This is a genomic window from Pseudonocardia sp. CA-107938 (assembly GCF_050936315.1).
Lineage (GTDB): Bacteria > Actinomycetota > Actinomycetes > Mycobacteriales > Pseudonocardiaceae > Pseudonocardia.
The window spans coordinates 1832747-1851098 of the sequence record NZ_JBNJNA010000001.1 but is presented as its reverse complement, the minus strand read 5'-3'; the positions used below and the strand labels follow the sequence as shown (position 1 = coordinate 1851098).

Here is an 18352-nt window from a genome sequence, read left to right as displayed (position 1 = left end):
GCCACTCGTTCGGCCGCGTGTCGAGACGAACGGGTACGGATCATCGACGAAGTGCATCACCGGAACGGTGTAGGAGGCTCACTCGGCGGACGGTACGGCGACCTCGCCGGCGGCCGCCCGGGCGGCGATGTCGGTGCGGTGGTGGGACCCGGCGAGGTGCACGCCCTCGAGGCGCCGGTAGGCCTCGGCCCGCGCTTCCGCCAGATCCGCCCCGGTGCCGACGACCGACAGCACGCGACCACCTGCCGAGACCACGGCGCCGTCGTCACGACGGCGAGTACCGGCGTGCAGCACGCCCTCGGCCTCGGCTCCGGTGATCACATCTCCCACGCGGGGCGTGCCCGGGTAGCCCTCGGCCGCCACGACCACCGTCACGGCCGCCCCGTCGGCCCACTCCAGGGGAGCCTCGCCGGCGAGCTTGCCGGTGGCGGTGGCCCTCAGCAACTGGGCCAGCGGCGTGCGCAGCAGCGCCAGCACGACCTGGGTCTCGGGGTCGCCGAAGCGGCAGTTGAACTCGATCACGGCGGGACCGGTCGCGGTCAGCACGAGACCCGCGTACAGCAGCCCCTGGAACGGCACCCCCCGCCGGACGAGCTCGGCGGCGACCGGCGCGACCACCTGGTCGACCAGCTGCCCGGCCAGGTCGTCCGCCGCCCACGGCAGCGGCGCGTAGGCACCCATCCCACCGGTGTTGGGGCCGGAGTCGCCGTCGCCGACCCGCTTGAAGTCCTGCGCCGGGAGCAGCGGCACCACCGTCTCGCCGTCCACCAGGCAGAACAAGGAGACCTCAGGCCCGTCGAGGAAGTCCTCGATCAGCACCGGGTGCCCGCCGTCGAGCAGCGTGGACGCGTGCGCGCGCGCCACCTCGAGGTCGCTCGACACCACGACGCCCTTGCCGGCCGCGAGACCGTCGTCCTTGACCACGTACGGCGGGGAGAACCGGGCCAGCGCCGCGTCCAGCCGCGCCGGGTTGTCGACGATCTCGCTGTCGGCAGTGCGCACCCCGGCAGCCGCCATCACGTCCTTCGCGAAGCTCTTCGAGCCCTCGATGCGAGCCGCAGCGGCGGACGGGCCGAAGCAGTCGATCCCCGCCGCCCGCACGGCGTCGGCCATGCCGGCCACCAGTGGCACCTCGGGACCGACCACGACCAGGTCGGCCCGCCACTCCTTGGCCAGATCGGCGGCTGCGGACGGGTCGGTGACGTCGAGGCCGTGCAGCTCGGCGACCGCAGCGATGCCCGCGTTGCCGGGTGCGCAGGCGAGCGCCGTCACCTCGGGGTCCTGGGCCAGTGCCAGGACGATGGCGTGCTCTCGAGCACCGGAACCGACGACCAGGACGCGCACGGACCGGAATCGTAGCCAGTGCGGCGGTCGCGGAGCAGGTCAGGCCGACTACACGAGCCGGCGGTCCACGTAGCACCAGCGCCATGACTCGCCCGGCTCGTACGAGCGCATGACCGGATGACCGGACTCCTTGTGGTGAACGGTGGCGTGCTTGTGCGGACTGGAATCGCAGCAGCCGACGTGCCCGCAGGTCAGGCAGATCCGCAGGTGCGCCCAGACGGTCTCGCCCAGAGCCGCGCAGTCCTCGCAGACGGCGTCGGGGCCGGGCTCAGGGAAGCTGAACGACGGGGCGTCGAACGAAGTGGTGTGTGCGCAGCTCATCATGGACCATCCTGCTCCCTGTGAGGCCTGAACGGGACATGCACCCATGACCACCGAGATCACCATCCTCGCCCTCGTGCTCGGCGCGCTCGCGATCACCTGGCTGTGTCGCCGGTTCGACGTGTCCGCGCCGCTCGTGCTCGTCGTCGTCGGCATCGCGGTGTCGTTCGTGCCCGGCGTGGAGATCGTCGAGTTCGATCCGGAGATCGTCCTGCTGCTGGTGCTGACGCCGCTGCTCTACTCGTCGGCCCTGGAATCCTCGTACCTGGACATCCGGGCCAACCTACGACCCATCGGGCTGCTCGCCGTCGGGCTGGTGGCGTTCACCGCTGTCGTCGTCGGCGTCGTGGCCTGGTGGTGGGTGCCCGAGCTGACCCTGCCGGCGGCGCTGGTGCTGGGCGCGATCGTCGCGCCGCCGGACGCGGTCTCGGCCGTGTCGATCGGGCGGCGGCTCGGGCTGCCGCGGCGCATGATGACGATCATCTCGGGCGAGAGCCTCATCAACGACGCGACGTCGCTGACGTTGTTCCGGGTGTTCCTGACCGTCGCCACGGGGGCCGGGATCACGCTGCTCCAGGGCGCCGGCATGTTCGTGATCGCGTCCGCGGGCGGCGCCGCGATCGGGTACGGGCTGGCGTGGATCGCGCACCGCGTCCGCCGCAAGCTCGAGGACTCCCCCGTCGAGGCGGCGCTCGGGCTGGTGGTGCCGTTCGCGGTGTTCGCGGTGGGCGAGATCGCGCACACGTCCGGCGTGCTCGCCGTGGTCGTGGCCGGGCTGTACCTCGGCTACCACGCGCCCGAGTCGGGCTACGCCACCCGGCTTCAGGAGCAGGCCGTGTGGCAGGCCAGCGACACGATCCTCGAGGCAGTCGTGTTCGCGCTGATCGGGCTGCAGCTCACCACGGTGCTGCGCAACGTCGGCGACGTCGGTGCGCTCGTCGTGGCCGGGCTGGTGATCACCGCCGCGACGGTGGTCGCGCGCATCGTGTGGGTGTTCCCCGCGACCTACGTCCCGCGCTTCCTGTTCCGCAGGATCCGTGCCCGCGACCCCTATCCGCCCTGGCAGTGGCCGGCGGTGATCTCGTGGGCGGGCATGCGCGGCGTGGTCACCCTCGCCGCCGCGTTCACCATCGACACCGACGTCCCGTTCCGCGACACCGTGGTGTTCCTGGCCTTCTTCGTCACCGTCGCCACGCTGCTGCTGCACGGGTTCACGCTGCCGTGGCTGATCCGCAGGCTCGGCGTCCGCGACCAGAACGGCCAGGCGGAGCTGCTGGCCGAGGCCCAGACCCAGTACGACGCCGTCCAGGCCTCCATCGAACGCCTCGACGCGCTCGTCGCCGACGTCGAGATCAGCACCACCCAGCACACCGCCGAGAAGCTGCGGCGCCTGGCGCAGATGAGCGCCAACGGCGTGTGGGAGCAGCTCGGCCGCTCCGACGAGGAGGCCGGGGAGAGCCCCAACGCCACCTACCGCCGGCTGCGGCGCGAGATGCTCCGCGAGGAGCGCGCCACGTTCGTGGCGCGGCGCGACTCCGGCGACATCGACGACGAGATCCTGCGCCGCGTGCTGCGCCGCCTCGACCTCGAGGAGGCGCAGCTGGCGCGCGACGACGCCTGATCGGATCGCGTCGAACCCTCAGGCCACCGGCGCCGCCCAGTCGATGCGGAAGCGCTGCTCGGGTCCGAGCGTGCGCTCCGGGCGCATCAGGTAGCGCGCCACCAGCGGCATGAGGACGGGCAGCGCGGCACGGGCGACCGGCCCGGGCGCCTTGACGTGGTTGATCTTCGCCGCGCGCGCCGCGACGCCCTCGACCCGAGCTCGGCGCAACTGCTCGTAGGTCGCGAACGCGCTGGCGGCGTCGGGCCGGTCGCGCAGGCAGCGCGCCAGCTCGACAGCGCTCTCGATCGACAGCGACGCGCCCTGCCCCGAGCTGTTGGACGGGGCGTGCGCCGCGTCGCCGACCAGCACCATTCCGTCGCGGTGCCAGTGCGGCACGGGCGGCATGATGTAGAGCGCCCCCGTCACCTGCAGGTCCTCCGGCCGGGTGCGGGCCACGAGCTCGGCTCCGGGATCGTCGCCGGCGTAGGTGTCGGCGAGCACCTTCAGCCACTCCGCCTTCGGCCGCTCCTGGGCCTTCCGGCGCGACAGCGGTTCCGGCGACGGCAGGTTCGCACCCCACACCGATCCCCCGCCGGGAAGACCCCAGTACAGGTAGTACGCCCGCCGGCCGAAGGCGAACGTCATGGTGTCGGCCCCACCGGGCACGTCGAGGTCGGTCCTGCCCTCGAACGCCAGCAGCCCGGTGTACCCGGCAGCAGGCGCAGCCGGGTCGATGATGCGGCGCACGCCGGAGTGCACGCCGTCGGCGCCGACCAGCACGTCGGCCCGCACCGACGTCCCGTCGGCGAACGTGGCCGTCACTCCGCCGATGGACGGCGTCGCCCCCACGAGGCGCTTGCCGTACTCGAACGGGATGCCGCGGGCGACGGCGATGTCGTGCAGCGCGCGGTGCAGGTCGCCGCGGCGCACCACCTGCAGCGGCGGCACGTCGGCGAGCGCGGGCATCGGGATCCGCTTGCGCCCGACGGCGACAACGCTGTGGGCGATCGGCTGGGCGTGGTCCAGGACGGCGGACGCCGCTCCGACGGCGTCCAGGGCTGCGACGCCGTTGGGCGCGAGGGCGATCAGCCCTGCCGGTGTGCCGTCGGGGCCGGGCGCGGCCTCGAACACGGTTGCGGGGATGCCGGCCTCGGCCAGGGCGATCGCCGTGACGGGTCCGGAGATGCCGCCGCCGATGACGGCGACGGACGGGGCGAGAGGCATCGATTCTCCTGAAGGATTCGGTGGCGGTTCCGGTACGGGTGGATGCTCCGGCGGGGTGTTGGCGCACCCCGCCTGGTGTGTTCAGGGGCGGGTGCGGGTGAGTCGCACGCGGAGTCCGGGACCTTCCTCCTCGACGGAGGCTGCCCCGAACCGGCTCTGCCGAGCGAGCCGTTCGAACTCGGCGCGCGGAAGCGCTCGCCTGCGCAGCCGACCCAGCACGATCCGGGTGACGGCGGCGTTCGCACGGCTCAGACCCATGGCGTCGACGGCCTCCGCGATCTGCGCCGACGAGACGTCCCGCCGGAGGTCCTCTACGACGGCGCTACCGCCGTCCCGCAGCACCCGGTGCATCTCGTCGAGCACGAGACGGGGTGCGCGGAAGTTCTTGAACGCCGCCTGGCAGACGACGAGGTCGAAGGACGCGTCGGGGAAGGGCAGGGAAGCGGCGTCACCGCGGACGAACACGACGTCCATGCCCGCGACACGGGCGGCTTCGGTCGCCAGCTCGACGAACGTGGCGCTGATGTCGAGACCGGTGACGTGCAGACCGAGACGGGCCAGTTCGATCGCGTGCAGACCGGGGCCGGGCGCGACTTCCAGCACGTCGGCGCCTGCAGCGAGCTCGGCTGCGTAGCGGGCGGCGCTGGCCCGCACGCCGACGAGTTGCGCTTCGGACGAGCGCTGTCGGGCGTACCAACGAGCGATCGGGCCTTCCATCTCGGGCACGAGCTTGACGCGGGGCATGGGTTCTCCCGTCGAGTGGGGCGGATCCCGCGGCCTACGCTGTGCGTGGCAACGGGTTCGGTTCCTGGCGGTTCCGGGTTCGTGTCGATGGGCCCCGGCGGAGGTGTTGGCGCACCCCCGCCGGGGTGTCGGGGTCAGCCGTCCACGGCGGCCTCCTCGTAGACGGCCCGCCATTCGGCGAGTCGGGGGAACGTGCCGTCGGCGAGCTCCGCGACGAGTCCGCGGACCCAGTCGGCCTCGGCCGCCAGCACGGCGATGGCGTACTCCTCCTCGATCAGGAAGAGCCGGTCGACCGCGGCGAGCTCCTCGGCGAGCCGTGCGCGTTCCTCCGCCAGCGCCGCGTCGAGTGCCGCCGACCGCTTCCGCAACAGGGCGAGCGCCTCGTCGGGGGGCAGTGCACTGAGCAGCGACAGGCCGGCGACGAACCGCGGCCGCTCGGTCTCCACATCGCCGACGAGCTCACGGATCCAGTCGACGAGCTCGGCACGGCCCTCGTCGGTGATGCGGTAGACGGTGCGTTCCGGCCTCGCTCCAGCGCGCTCGCTGCCCGTCGCGACGACGAGTCCGTGCTTGGCCAGGTTGCCGATCACGGTGTAGAGGGAGCCCCACTTGATCGCCATGTCGCGTTCCTTGCCCTGGTCCCGCAGGCGCGCCGCGATCTCGTAGGGGTGCTGGTCGCCCTGGAGCAGTGCGGAGAGCACGGCGAGGGCCAGCAGGTTCCCGACGCGGCGACGCTTCGCCATGACGCATCCTTATTCGTAGACGAATACTCGTCTACGAATATAGCGCGCGGTCAGCGTCGGAGGAAGTCCGCCACGAGACCGGTTACGCGGTCCGGCTGCTCCTCGTGCGGGAAGTGCCCGCACCCGTCGAGCACCTCGAGCTGATGGTCGGCACCGGCCCACCGCGCCGACGCCGCAGCCGTGGCCGGCAGCACGCACGGATCGACCGCGCCGTGGACCTGCAGCACCGGCACCTCGGACGCTCTGGCCACGGCCTCGGCGAAACGGCGTCCGTCCGACCTGAGCTGGGACCGGGCGACCCACCGGTGGTACTCGAGAGTGCAGTGCGCCACGTTCGGCACGGCCATGGCCGTGCGGTAGTGCGCGACGGCGGCGGCGAAGTCGGCGGTCGCCGTCCAGCCGGGACCCGACCAGTCCCGCATGATCCGCTCGACGCGCGCGGCGTCGTCGGCCCGCAAGGACCGCTCCGGGCGGCGCGGCACCTGGAACCCGAGCGCGTACGACGCGGTCGCGGCGCCCTGCCCGCGAGGATCGCGGACCATCGCCGCGCGCAGCGCCCGCGGATGCGCCGATCCGATCGACACGAGCCGCGACACCCGCCGCGGATGCAGCGCGGTGAGCGTCCAACCGATGAGCCCGCCCCACCCGTGCCCGACGACGGCGGCGCGGACCTCCCCCAACGCTCCGATCAGGCCGGAGACGTCACCGGCGAGGGTCCACAGGTCGTAGCCGCGGGGCGGCTTGTCGCTCTCCCCGTACCCGCGCAGGTCGATCGCCGCCACGCGGTAGCCCTGCGCCGCCAGACCGGGCAGCTGGCGCCGCCACGCCCACCAGAACTCGGGAAAACCGTGCAGCAGGACGACGAGCGGCCCCGCCCCCTGCTCGACGACGTGCAGCCGGATGCCGTTGGCGGAGACGAAGCGCTGGCGCCACGGCCCCGGCAGCCGCATGGGTCAGCGCGGGTGACCGTTCAGTTCGGCCTGGCTGCGCCCCCGCGACGAGAGCACGGCGGCCGAGTCCTTCAGCGTCGAGATGGTGCGCTCCGGCGCCCGGATCTTGCGCACCCGCAGGTAGCCGAGCAGCCCGAACAGTCCCGCCGCGAGGATCATGATGCCGAAGACGATGCCGAACGCGGCCGCCCGGTGCAGCCAGATCGCGAGCGTCTCGCCGAGCGCGAAGAACAGGAAGAACAGGCTGAACAGCATGATCACCAGGGCGACGATGAAGAAGATGCTGCCCTGCAGCCCCTTCTTGACCTCGGCCGTGACCTCGGCCTTCGCCAGCTCCACCTCGGCCCGCAGCAACGTCGACACGTGCGTCGTCGCGTCCTTGACGATGGCGCCGATGGACTGCTCACCGACCGGGACGACCGGCTCGGGAGCGAGCGGGATCGAGGGCAGAACGGGCGGAACCTCCGCGCCGTTGGAGCTGGTCGGGCTGGCCACCGCGGTCCTCCTGCACGAACGATGTCGGGGCACGTGTCTGTTGTGATCGAAGGCATCCTTCCACGCGGCCGGCGGGCCTGCCGGGGAGGACGCGACCGCGCGGTACCGATCCGGTGACGGCGGATCCTCCGAAACGCCTACGGGGAACATCGCCGGACGCGAGGATCACGGAGCGGCACCGCCTCCGAGTCCACTTTCGCCGACTGCCGGGCGGCGGAGTACATCGACGCTCACTCCCCCAACGTCGACAGCCTCGTAGCGGACCTCGCGTCGCGAGCCCGATCTCGGCGACCGACCAGACGGCGCCGGGCCGCGGCCTGATCACTCGTCGGGCCGCCCCCGCAGCTTCTTCAACGCCCCGCGCCGCGCCTTCGCCTCCAGCCGCCGCCGCTTCGATCCGGCGGTGGGCCGGCTGGCGCGCCGTGCCCGGGGCGGCGGTGCGATGGCGGTGCGCAACACGTCGGCCAACCGTTCGCGGGCGGCCTCGCGGTTGCGCAGCTGGCTGCGGTGCTCCGCCGCGACGACGGTCAGCACGCCGTCGACGAGCCGGCCCGCCAGCCGCGACGCAGCCCGCTGGCGCAGCTCCTCGGACAACGCCGCCGATCCGGTCAGGTCGAACGACAGCTCCACCCGCGAGTCCGTGGTGTTGACGCCCTGCCCACCCGGCCCGGACGCGCGCGAGAACCGCCAGTGCAGCTCGCGCGCGGGCAGCACCAGCGCACCGTGCACCGGCAGATCTCCGGCGGCGTCCTGGTCGGGCATGCACACAGGATGCCTGACGATCGCGCGGCAGGCCCGCGAGAATCAGGTCCAGCGCTCGGCCCGTGTGACCGGACGCTCGGGCTGCGGCTGCTCGACCGGACCCCCGTCGTACTGCGTCGACAGCACGATGTGGGTGCGCAGCTCGCCGTGCGCGCCGATGGCCTCCAGCACTCCCTCGAGGTGGCCCAGCGAACCGGCCCGCACCTTCAGCAGGGCGCAGTGCTCGCTCGACAGCTTGTGCACCTCGGTGACCTCGGGGAAGTCCCCGGACGAGCCGGTTCGCAGCAGGCACCGGCCCGCCGCGCAGCGCATGAGCACGAAGGCGAGCAGCGGCTGCCCCACCTTTGCCGGGTCCACCCGGGCCGCGTAGCCGGTGATCACCCCGGACTCCTCCAGCCGGCGGACCCGGTCCGCCACCGCCGGCGGGGAGAGGTGGACGCGGCGGGCGAGCTCGTTGTAGGACAGCCGGCCGTCGCGCTGCAGCTCGCCGAGCAGCGCCCAGTCGGTGGCGTCCAATGAATCAACGGGTCGCACGGCGAAACAGCTTACGAACGGCAGGCGATCAGCGTCCAGGACCGTTCGTCGGGCATGCCGAGGGCGTGTTCGACTTCGTAGCGTTCCAGGAGTGCAGATCACGCTCGCGCGCCACGGAATGCCGGCACTGTGGATCGCCGGCGTCCTCGGCGGTGGCGCCAACTCGCTGTCCGGGACGGCCGGCACGTTGCTGGCCGACAGCGCGGGTGGCACGCCGGCGCTGGCCGGCCTGCCGCAGGCCGTGGGGGTCAGTGGGGCAGCCGTGGCCGCCCTGCTGATCTCGCGGTCGTCCGCGGTGCGCGGTCGCGGGATCTCCCTCGCCGCCGGTGCTGCCGTGGCTGGGGTCGCGAGCCTGGTCGCGTACGTCGGGGCCGTGCGCTCCGACCTCGGCTGGCTGCTGATCGGCAGTGCCCTGCTCGGGTCCGGCAACGCCACGATGATGCTGGGCCGCTACGCCGCAGCCGCTCTCGTCCCCGAACCAGGTCGGGTCCGCGCCATGGCGTCGTTCCTCGCCGTCACCACCGCAGGCGCCGTGGTGGGGCCGAACCTGCTGCCGGTGGCCGGAGTCGTCGGCTCGTACCTGGTCGCCGCCGTCGCGTTCGGGCTCTCCGCGGTCGTGTTCGGCGCAGGCCCGGCGGGGGTGCCGCACCGGTCCCTCACCGACCACACCGCCGCTCCCCGTCGCGCACCGGTGCTCGCGCTGGCGGTGCTCGGTACGGCCAACCTGGTCATGGTCGGCATGGCGACGATGGCACCCGTGCACCTCGGGCACCACGGGGCGCCCCTGGGGGTCATCGGTCTGGTGGTCGGTCTGCACGTCGCGGCGATGTTCGCCCCGGCACCGGTCTCCGCACGGCTGGTCGAGGTGATCGGTGCCCAACGGGCCATCGGCGTCGCCGGCGCGATCTTGCTCGCCGCCGGCGTCGTCGCGACCGTGACGCCGTCCACGGCCGCCACGTTCGCGGGCATGATCATCCTGGGTATCGGCTGGAACCTGGCGCTGGTCAGCGGGAGCGCACTGCTCACCGCGGGCGTCCCGGCCACGGAACGTCCGCGCGTGGAGGGCCGCGGCGAGGTGGCCACCGGCGCCGGCGCAGTCGTGGGCGGCGCCGGTTCCGGCCTGGTCATGGCGGGAGGCGGGTTCGCCGCGGTCACACTCGCGGCGGCGCTGGGCGGGCTCGCCCTGCTCGTCGCCAGAACGGCGGAAGGGCCCCCACCGCGGCGGTGAGGGCCCTTCCGTAGATGCGGAAGGTCAGTCCTCCGACTTCCCGTCCTTCATGCCTGCGGAGATGAGGTCCATCACCGTCGAGTCGGCCAGCGTGGTGACGTCGCCGACCTCGCGGTTCTCCGCGACGTCGCGCAGCAGCCGGCGCATGATCTTGCCGGAGCGGGTCTTCGGCAGCTCGTCGACGACCATGATCTGACGCGGCTTCGCGATCGGACCGATGTTCTTGGCCACGTGGTCGCGCAGGGCCTTGATCGCCTCCTCGCCCTTCGCCTCGTCCTGAGCGACGTTGCCGCGCAGGATGACGAACGCGACGATGCCCTGCCCTGTGGTCGGGTCGGACGCGCCGACGACCGCCGCCTCCGCCACCGTCGGGTGGCTGACCAGCGCCGACTCCACCTCGGTGGTGGAGATGTTGTGCCCGGAGACGAGCATGATGTCGTCCACGCGGCCGAGCAGCCAGATCGCGCCGTCGTCGTCGTACTTGGCGCCGTCGCCGGCGAAGTAGAAGCCCTGCTCCGCGAAGCGCGACCAGTACGTCTCGCGGTAGCGCTCCTCGTCGCCCCAGATGCCGCGCAGCATCGAGGGCCACGGCTTGTCGAGCGCGAGGTAGCCGCCGCCGCCCTTGCCGACGGCCTCACCGTTCTCGTCGACCACGGTGGCCGAGATGCCCGGCAACGGCCGCATCGCCGAACCCGGCTTCGCCGCCGTCACGCCGGGCAGCGGAGCGATCATGATGGCGCCGGTCTCCGTCTGCCACCACGTGTCCTCGATCGGGCAGTTGTTGTGGCCGATGTGTTCCCGGTACCACATCCAGGCCTCCGGGTTGATCGGCTCGCCGACCGAGCCCAGCACCCGCAGCGACGACAGGTCGTACTTGTCGGGGATGTCCGAGCCCCACTTCATGAACGTGCGGATCAGGGTGGGCGCCGTGTAGTAGATCGTCACGCCGTACTTCTGGATGATCTCCCAGTGCCGGCCCTCGTGCGGGGTGTTCGGCGTGCCCTCGTACATGACCGAGGTCGCCCGGTTCGCGAGCGGCCCGTAGACGATGTAGCTGTGGCCGGTGACCCAGCCGATGTCGGCGGTGCACCAGTAGACGCTCTCGCCGGGCTTGTGGTCGAACACGACGTGGTGCGTGTACGCCGCCTGGGTCAGGTAGCCGCCCGAGGTGTGCAGGATGCCCTTGGGCTTTCCGGTGGTGCCCGACGTGTAGAGGATGAACAGCGGGTTCTCGGCGTCGAACGCCTCCGCCGTGTGCTCGTCGCTCTGCTTGTCGACGATGTCGTGCCACCACACGTCGCGACCCTCGGTCCACGGCACCTCGGTCTCGGTGCGCTTCACGACGAGCACGTGCTCGATGGTCGGCGTGTCCTTCGTCGCCTCGTCGGTGTTCTCCTTCATCGGCGCGGGCTTGCCGCGCCGGAACTGCCCGTCGGAGGTGATGAGCAACTTCGCCTCTGCGTCCTCGATGCGGGCCTTCAGCGCACCCGGGGAGAACCCGCCGAACACCACGCTGTGCATCGCGCCCAGGCGGGCGCACGCGAGCATGGAGAACACGGCCTCGGGGATCATCGGGAGCTGGATCGCCACCCGATCACCGGCACCGACGCCCAGCTCGGCCAGCGCGTTGGCCGCCTTGCACACCTCGCTCTTGAGCTGCGCGTACGTGATGGTGCGGGTGTCGCCCGGCTCGCCCTCCCAGTGGAACGCGACCTGGTCACCGTGCCCGTCCTCGACGTGGCGGTCGACGCAGTTGTAGGCCACGTTGAGCTTGCCGCCCACGAACCACTTCGCGAACGGCGGCTGCCAGTCGAGCACCTGGTCCCACTTCTGGTTCCAGTGCAGCCGGTCGGCCTGCTCCGCCCAGAACGCCTCGCGGTCCGCGTCGGCGCGGGCGTACCAGTCCTCCGTCGCGTTGGCCTGTGCCGCGAACTCCGCGCTCGGGGGGAACGTGCGCGACTCGCTCGAGAGGTTGCTCAGCGTCGGTTCGTCGGCCATCTGCAGTGCACTCCTGTTCACGGACCACTTCTTCGGGGGCAACGGCCGGACGGCGTCCAACGGGAGGGCTCGGTCCGGCATACCTGCAGTCCAACGCTAGTAGCCCTGCCGACGTCACGCACCCGCCAGGAGGGCCAGGTCGGGCCGGGGTCGGCTGCTCCTGACACGATGCCGGGATGGCCCTGCAGAGCACGTCCGACCCGCTGGCCCCGCTGCTGGCGCTGCCTGGTGTCGAGAACGCCGTGGAACGGGCCAGGAACGCGCTCGTCGGGCTGCACAACCACCCCGTCAACCGGCGGGGCTGGCCGGCATCGGCCGCGGAGGCCGGGCTGCGCGCAGCTCGGGCCTCGGCCGCGCTCGACGGCGCGACGCTGGACGCCGTCGACGGCGCGGTGACCGATCCGGTGCTGGCCGGTGCCGTGCGTGCCGCGGAGGAGATCGGGAAGCTGCTCGGCACCTGGCGAACCGCGCCGCTGCAGGCGCTCGCTCGGCTGCACCTCGTGGCCGCCGCGGACCTCGTTCCGGCCGATCGCCACGGCGGCGAGCTCGGCCGCCCGCACGGATCCGCGGAGGTGTCGAGCCGGCTGGCGCTGCTGGCCGACCTCGTCACCGGCGGGACCCGGGCACCGGCGCCGGTACTGGTCGCTGTGGTCCACGGAGAGTTACTGGCACTGCGTCCTTTCCCGTCAGCCAACGGAGTGGTGGCACGGGCCGCCGCCCGACTCGCCGCAATCGTCGCCGGACTGGATCCGAAGGGCCTGGCCGTGCCCGAGGTCGGCCACCTGCGCGCCCGGTCCGCGTACCTCGAGACGGCTGCCGGCTTCGCCGGCGGAAGCCCCGAAGGGCTTGCGGCATGGATCGTCCACTGCTGCGCGCAGTGGGAGGCGGGGGTCCGGGAAGGCCGGTCGATCGCCGAGGCCCGCACCTGACGTCCGGATTCGTCTCCGCACGTCAAAGCGGGCGGCACCCCGTGAGGAGTACCGCCCGCCAACGCAACGACCAGGGTCCAGGCGTGCACTACGTGTCGTGGTCTGGCCTCGGCGCCCGGTGGTCCGGTTACGCAGGCCCACGACGACATGCCTCCCGCGGCGTGCTGTGCGTGGAGTGCCCGGTCTTCGCGTACGGAGTTCGGATCGGGGGAGACGGGTGCTTCTCTGCCGCACCGCCCCTGGCCGGTCTGAAGTCCGTGATGCCTTTGTAGCCCGTGACTCCGGCCACAGCAAGAGGTTGGGACAGGTGCACCGGTTCAGGCACGGAGCGTAGTCATGCGGACCCCTCGTACGAGGGACGCCGCCGGCCCAGCACGAGGGCGCCGCCGAGCACCAGCGCTGCGCCCAACCCGACGGCGAGCAACGTGCCGCGCGGGCGCAATCTCGACCGCAGCGGGACCGGCGCGCTGAACTCCCGCACCGGCCAGCCGCGCTGCACCGCGACCCGGCGCAAGGCGCGGTCGGGGTTCACCACGACCGGATGCCCGACCGACTCCAGGAGCGGGAGGTCCGTGATGGAGTCGGTGTAGGCGAAGCAGTCGGCGAGCCGGTACCCGCGCTCCTCGGCGATGGCCGCGGCGGCGGACGCCTTCTCCTGCCCGTAGCAGTAGTAGGCGATCTCGCCCGTGTAGCGCCCGTCCTCGGCAGCCATCCGGGTCGCCACGCAGCGATCGGCCCCCACCATCGCAGAGATCGGCTCGACGACCTCCGACCCGGACGCCGACAGCACCACGACCTCGTCGCCGACGGCCCGGTGCATCGCGATCAACTCGGTCGCCTCCGCGTAGACCATCGGCTCGACGATCTCGTGCAGCGTCTCCGCGACGATGGCGTTCACCTGCGCCACGTCCCACCCCTTGCAGAGCGCGGTGAGCCGCATGCGCAGCTGGTCCATGGTGTCGTGGTCAGCGCCGGAGAGCACCAGGAACAGCTGTGCGTAGGCGCTGCGCAGGGCTGAGCGCCGGGAGATCAGACCCTGCCGGAGGAACGGGCGGCTGAAGGCGAGCGCGCTGGATCCAGCGATGATCGTCTTGTCGAGGTCGAAGAACGCGGCCGCTCCGTCGCGGCCGGGCACGGCGTCGTGCGGACCGGTCACAGTTCCTGAGCTTGCCAGAACCATCCGTCGCTTCTGACGTCGCCGGCAACTGGTCCTTCCGGACGTGGGCGTTGTGCCCCCGGAACGGCTACAGTTGTGGGGTCCGGTATCGACCGGGCACGTGGTTCAGCTCGACCCCCCGGAGCTGAACCCGCAGACGACCCCCGCCAATCCCCCCTGGCGGGGGTCGTCCCATGTCCGCGGACCGATGGATTCTCGGCCGGGCACGAGCTGCCCGCCTCATCATGACCGACGACACCGACGATTCGCTCCTCGATCGGGCCGAGACCGCCGAGTTGTCCACATCGGCCTTCATCCATCCACAGTTTTTGATCTTCACTCCCGCCGGCGGCGCCCACGCCGCACGCTTGTCCTCGTCACCGCTCCGCAGCGGAGCCCGGCACGAGGAGACCAGAGATGATCGCGACGAACGGCTCGCCGACAGCCGATCCCACCGGTGACGCCACGCGTCGCGGGCTCGTCATGGCATCCGATCCCGAGCTGCTCGACACCCTGCTCCGGCTCGCGGCCGCCGCGGGCTGCGAGGTCAGCAGGGCTGTCGATCCCTCCGACGCGCGCCGGCGATGGCTCGACGCGCCGCTCGTGGTGCTCGACTCCGTGGCGGCCCGGACCTGTGCCGAGGCAGCGCTGCCGCGGCGGTCGGGCGTCGTCGTCGCGGTCTGCGGCGACCCGCCGCCCGAGACGTGGCGGCACGCGGTCGCCGTCGGCGCCGAGCACGTCGTGTCCGTCCCACAGGCGGAGGCGTGGCTCGTCGCGGCACTCACCGAGGCGGCCGAGGGCAGCCGACGATCCGGGGCGGTCATCGGCGTGATCGGCGGCCGCGGCGGCGCCGGCGCGTCGGTGTTCGCCACCGCTCTGGCCGTAGCCGCTGTCCGCACCGGCGAGCACGCCCTGCTCGTCGACTGCGACCCGCTCGGGGGCGGACTCGACGTCCTGCTCGGCGCCGAGGAGGCGGAAGGCCTGCGCTGGTCCCAGATCGGTGTGAGCGGCGGCCGGGTACCGGCCGCGGCGCTGCACGCCGCGCTCCCCGCGCCGCGCATCGGGCGGGGCGGCGAGGGCCGGTTGAGCGTCCTGTCCTGCGAGCGGGCCGCGCACGGGCCGACGCCAGGTGCGGTGGTCGCGGTGCTCGAAGCGGGACGACGAGCCGGAGAGACCGTCGTGTGCGACCTGCCCCGCTACCCCACCGACGCCGCACTCGCCGCCCTCAGCGCCGCCGACGTCACGCTCGTGGTGGTGCCGGCCGACCTGCGGTCCTGTGCCGCTGCGGCGCGCATCGCCGAGATCCTCGCCGAACGTGGGATCCCGGCCGGAGTCGTCGTGCGCGGACCGTCGCCCGGCGGGGTCGACGCCACCCAGGTGGCCGCCTCGCTCGGCCTGCCGCTCCTCACCGCGATGCGACCGGAGCCACGCCTGGCGCGAGCACTCGAGCTGGGCCGCGTACCGGGCACCACGAGCGGACCGCTGCAACGGGCAGCACGCACCGTCCTCGTCGAGATCGCCACGATGCTGGCCGTCCGGGGCGGAGCGGCAGCATGAACGGCAGCACTGCCGTCGCGCCGTCGCGGCAGCACGCCCTCTCCGCAACTCCTGAGCTCGTCGATCGGGTCCGGGCCCGGCTGGCCGCCACCGGCGAGGGGGTCACCCCGGCCGCCGTCGCAGCCGCGGTCCGTGCCGAAGCCGGCGGCGTCGCCTCCGACATCGATGTGCTGGCGGCACTGCGCGTGCTGCGCCAGGAGTTCGTCGGCGCGGGCCCCCTCGACGAGCTCTTGCGCGATCCGCGCACCACCGACGTCCTGGTCACCGGACCCACCGCGGTCTGGGTGGATCGCGGATCGGGCCTGGAGCGCACCGCCGTCCGCTTCCCCGACGACGCGGCCGTGCGCCGGCTCGCCCAGCGGCTCGCGCTGGCCGCCGGTCGCCGGCTCGACGACGCCAGCCCGTTCGTCGATGGTTGGCTCGGCGACGTCGGTGTCCGCCTGCACGCCGTGCTCGCACCGGTCGCGGCCGACGGCACCTGCCTCTCGCTGCGGGTGCTGCGCCCCGCCGCGCACGACCTGGCCACGCTGCGGTCGCTGGGCACGCTCGACGCCACCGGTGAGGCGGTGGTCCGCGCGGTGCTGGCGGCCCGGCTCGCCTTCGTGGTCTCCGGCGGCACCGGCTCGGGCAAGACCACGATCCTGGGCGCGCTGCTGTCGGCAGTGGACCCGGTGGAGCGCCTCGTGGTGGTGGAGGAGGCCGAGGAGCTGCGCCCCCGGCACCCCCACGTCGTCCGGCTGGTGGCGCGGCCGGCCAACATCGAGGGCGCGGGCGGGGTGAACGTGCGCGACCTCGTGCGCCAAGCCCTGCGGATGCGCCCCGATCGGCTGGTGGTCGGCGAGGTGCGCGGCGCGGAGGTCTGCGACCTCCTGGCCGCGCTCAACACAGGACACGACGGCGGAGCCGGCACGGTCCACGCCAACTCGGCCCGTGAGATCCCGGCCCGGATGGAGGCGCTCGCCGCCGCCGGCGGCCTCGCCCGCGACGCACTGCACAGCCAGCTCACCGCGGCGATCCAGGTGGTGCTGCACATGCGCCGGCTTGCCGGCGGTGGCCGAGTGCTCGACGTCGTCGGCGTCTTCGACCGGGCCGGTGCCGCCGGCTCCGGCCTGGCCGAGGTCAGACCGGCCTGGATCCGCGGCGTCGGCTGGGCCGAAGGACGCGCCGCTCTCGCGGCACTCCTGCGCGAACGCGGGGTGAACGCACCATGAGCGCCACACCCGCCATCACCAGCCGAGCACCGCGAAACCACGGCATCAGCCGAACCGAAGAACACACCGCGCCCGCCACTCCGTTGGGCGAACCCACCGCAGCTTCCCGCCGGACCAGCACGACCGGCGCCGGCCACGGTCCGGTCCGATCAGCCCCGATCAGTGAGGAGGAACGCCTGGAGCGATCGGCTGCACTCACCGCCTTGCGCTGCGGACACACCGGGAGCGCGACACCGCTCGACCCCACGGCGGCGTCCGAGACCGGCGGTCCGACCTGGGCCGAAGGGCGCATCACACCAGCCACCGTGCGGCGCGAACACCCGATCGACGACACATCCGCGACCGTCACCAGCCGAACCCTCGATGTCACAACAGCCTCCGACCAGCCCACCCGCTTCGGCCTCACCCGACGCCGACAGACCCGGAACCACGGCGTGCGCCGGACCGAAGAGCACACGGCACGCACGGCCGAGCGCCGCGACCACACCAGGAGCGCCACACCCGCGGGCACGAAGATCCGAGCACGCGACGCCATCGAAGGCTCCCACCGATCCGGTACCTCCGGCCCCAACCTGGCCGACCGCCCGGGCCGGAGCGGCACGGTGGACTGGACCGAGCCACGAACCCCGCTCGCTGCCCCGCAACCCGACCACACGAGCGCAACGTCAACGACCACCAGCAGCCGAGCACGCGACGGCATCGAGGCCTTCCACCAATTCGGCTCGCCCGGCCCCAACCTGACCGACCACCCGGACCAGAGCCGTACGGCGGACTGGACCGAGCCACGAACCCCGCTCGCTGCTCCGCTACCCGACAACACGAGCATCACGCCAGCGGCCACCAGCAGCCGAGCACGCGACGGCATCGACGCCCTCCACCAATTCGGCTCGCCCGGCCCCAACCTGGCCGACCACCCGGACCAGAGCGGCACGGGGGACTGGACCAAGCCACGAACCCCGCTCGCTGCCCCGCCACCCAACCACACGAGCATCACACCGACGGCCACCAGCATCCGAGCACGCGACGGCATCGACGCCCTCCACCAGTCCGGCTCGCCCGACCCCAACCTGGCCGACCACCCGGACCGGAGCGGCACGGCGGACTGGACCGAACCACGAACCCCGCTCACTGCCCCGCCACCCGAGCACACGAGCACCCCGCCGACGGCCACCACCAGCCGAGCACGCGACGGCATCGACGCCCTCCACCAGTCCGGCACCGCCAGCCCCAACCTGGCCGAGCGGCCCGGCTGTACCGACTCACAAGCCGCACTCATCCCGCTTCCCGACCGCACCAGGATCGCCACACAAGCGGGCACGAGGAGCCGAGTGCTCCACGCGATTGGGATCGCGGAGCGGACCACCACCGGGTCCGGCCTCGCCCGCGTCCGATCGACTGGGCCACGCGGTGTGAGCTGGACCGGCGGAGGAGCCAGAAGGCTGGGCGCAAGTGGGGTGAGCGCGCCATGAGCAGCACACCGGCTGCTTCCGCGGCGACGACGGAGGAACGCCGGCCGACCCCCGACGAGCCTCGGGGCCCGGCTGCCACATCAG

The 18352-nt window shown here is 72.7% G+C and carries 18 protein-coding genes; 7 read left to right on the top strand and 11 right to left on the bottom strand.

Features of this window, described 5'->3' with window-relative positions; genetic code table 11:
- Nucleotides 1-78: 78 nt before the first annotated feature.
- Both purD and ACQEVB_RS09120 read right to left on the bottom strand, forming a co-directional pair.
- Nucleotides 79-1344, bottom strand: coding sequence for a phosphoribosylamine--glycine ligase (purD, locus tag ACQEVB_RS09125; RefSeq protein WP_432967425.1), 1266 nt, complete (start codon nt 1342-1344; stop codon nt 79-81).
- Nucleotides 1345-1392: 48 nt separating this feature from the next.
- Entirely contained in the window at nt 1393-1668 is a 276-nt protein-coding gene (locus ACQEVB_RS09120; RefSeq protein ID WP_432967422.1) for a UBP-type zinc finger domain-containing protein, read from the bottom strand.
- A 43-nt stretch (nt 1669-1711) separates the two neighbouring features.
- Here ACQEVB_RS09120 and ACQEVB_RS09115 point away from each other — a divergent pair, with 43 nt between their 5' ends.
- Entirely contained in the window at nt 1712-3286 is a 1575-nt protein-coding gene (locus ACQEVB_RS09115) for a Na+/H+ antiporter (RefSeq protein ID WP_432967419.1), read from the top strand.
- An 18-nt stretch (nt 3287-3304) separates the two neighbouring features.
- On the opposite strand, the gene ACQEVB_RS09110 is transcribed toward ACQEVB_RS09115, so the two are convergent.
- From ACQEVB_RS09110 to ACQEVB_RS09080, 7 genes are all read right to left on the bottom strand, one after another.
- Nucleotides 3305-4492, bottom strand: a complete 1188-nt coding sequence (locus tag ACQEVB_RS09110) for an FAD-dependent oxidoreductase (RefSeq protein ID WP_432967416.1) — start codon at nt 4490-4492, stop codon at nt 3305-3307.
- A gap of 81 nt (nt 4493-4573) precedes the next feature.
- The gene (locus ACQEVB_RS09105) at nt 4574-5236 is read right to left on the bottom strand and encodes a class I SAM-dependent methyltransferase (RefSeq protein ID WP_432967413.1); all 663 of its coding nucleotides are present in this window, start codon (nt 5234-5236) and stop codon (nt 4574-4576) included.
- Between the two features lie 134 nt (nt 5237-5370).
- On the bottom strand, nt 5371-5979 hold the full coding sequence (locus tag ACQEVB_RS09100; protein WP_432967410.1) for a PadR family transcriptional regulator: 609 nt from the start codon (nt 5977-5979) through the stop codon (nt 5371-5373).
- A 50-nt stretch (nt 5980-6029) separates the two neighbouring features.
- Nucleotides 6030-6929 (bottom strand): alpha/beta fold hydrolase, encoded by a 900-nt coding sequence (locus ACQEVB_RS09095; RefSeq protein ID WP_432967408.1) that lies wholly within the window; start codon nt 6927-6929, stop codon nt 6030-6032.
- A gap of 3 nt (nt 6930-6932) precedes the next feature.
- Entirely contained in the window at nt 6933-7424 is a 492-nt protein-coding gene (locus ACQEVB_RS09090; protein WP_432967405.1) for a phage holin family protein, read from the bottom strand.
- A gap of 321 nt (nt 7425-7745) precedes the next feature.
- Nucleotides 7746-8186 carry an alternative ribosome rescue aminoacyl-tRNA hydrolase ArfB gene (gene arfB, locus ACQEVB_RS09085; RefSeq protein WP_432967402.1) on the bottom strand — a complete coding sequence of 147 codons (441 nt, stop codon included), beginning with the start codon at nt 8184-8186 and terminating at the stop codon, nt 7746-7748.
- Between the two features lie 42 nt (nt 8187-8228).
- Nucleotides 8229-8720 carry an Lrp/AsnC family transcriptional regulator gene (locus ACQEVB_RS09080; RefSeq protein WP_432967399.1) on the bottom strand — a complete coding sequence of 164 codons (492 nt, stop codon included), beginning with the start codon at nt 8718-8720 and terminating at the stop codon, nt 8229-8231.
- A gap of 91 nt (nt 8721-8811) precedes the next feature.
- Here ACQEVB_RS09080 and ACQEVB_RS09075 point away from each other — a divergent pair, with 91 nt between their 5' ends.
- Nucleotides 8812-9948 (top strand): MFS transporter, encoded by a 1137-nt coding sequence (locus ACQEVB_RS09075; protein WP_432967396.1) that lies wholly within the window; start codon nt 8812-8814, stop codon nt 9946-9948.
- 24 nt (nt 9949-9972) lie between these two features.
- Here ACQEVB_RS09075 and acs read toward each other — a convergent pair whose 3' ends face one another.
- Complete coding sequence (acs, locus tag ACQEVB_RS09070) at nt 9973-11946, bottom strand: acetate--CoA ligase (protein WP_432980248.1); 1974 nt, start codon at nt 11944-11946, stop codon at nt 9973-9975.
- Nucleotides 11947-12122: 176 nt separating this feature from the next.
- On the opposite strand from acs, the gene ACQEVB_RS09065 reads away from it, so the two are divergent.
- Nucleotides 12123-12875 (top strand): oxidoreductase, encoded by a 753-nt coding sequence (locus tag ACQEVB_RS09065; RefSeq protein WP_432967393.1) that lies wholly within the window; start codon nt 12123-12125, stop codon nt 12873-12875.
- Between the two features lie 334 nt (nt 12876-13209).
- Here ACQEVB_RS09065 and ACQEVB_RS09060 read toward each other — a convergent pair whose 3' ends face one another.
- Nucleotides 13210-14031 carry an HAD family hydrolase gene (locus tag ACQEVB_RS09060; RefSeq protein ID WP_432967390.1) on the bottom strand — a complete coding sequence of 274 codons (822 nt, stop codon included), beginning with the start codon at nt 14029-14031 and terminating at the stop codon, nt 13210-13212.
- 245 nt (nt 14032-14276) lie between these two features.
- Between ACQEVB_RS09060 and ACQEVB_RS09055 the strand changes: the two genes are divergently transcribed.
- The 4 genes from ACQEVB_RS09055 to ACQEVB_RS09040 are packed head-to-tail and all read left to right on the top strand — an operon-like array spanning nt 14277 to nt 18268.
- Nucleotides 14277-14492: a hypothetical protein gene (locus ACQEVB_RS09055; RefSeq protein ID WP_432967388.1), complete on the top strand. Its 216-nt coding sequence runs from the start codon at nt 14277-14279 to the stop codon at nt 14490-14492.
- Entirely contained in the window at nt 14449-15588 is a 1140-nt protein-coding gene (ssd, locus tag ACQEVB_RS09050; protein ID WP_432967385.1) for a septum site-determining protein Ssd, read from the top strand. Before ACQEVB_RS09055 ends, ssd begins: the two co-directional genes overlap by 44 nt.
- A complete protein-coding gene (locus ACQEVB_RS09045; RefSeq protein WP_432967382.1) occupies nt 15585-16799 on the top strand; it encodes a TadA family conjugal transfer-associated ATPase in 1215 nt (404 codons plus the stop codon). The genes ssd and ACQEVB_RS09045 overlap by 4 nt, the downstream gene beginning before the upstream one ends.
- Nucleotides 16796-18268, top strand: a complete 1473-nt coding sequence (locus ACQEVB_RS09040; protein ID WP_432967379.1) for a hypothetical protein — start codon at nt 16796-16798, stop codon at nt 18266-18268. The genes ACQEVB_RS09045 and ACQEVB_RS09040 overlap by 4 nt, the downstream gene beginning before the upstream one ends.
- Nucleotides 18269-18352: the final 84 nt, after the last annotated feature.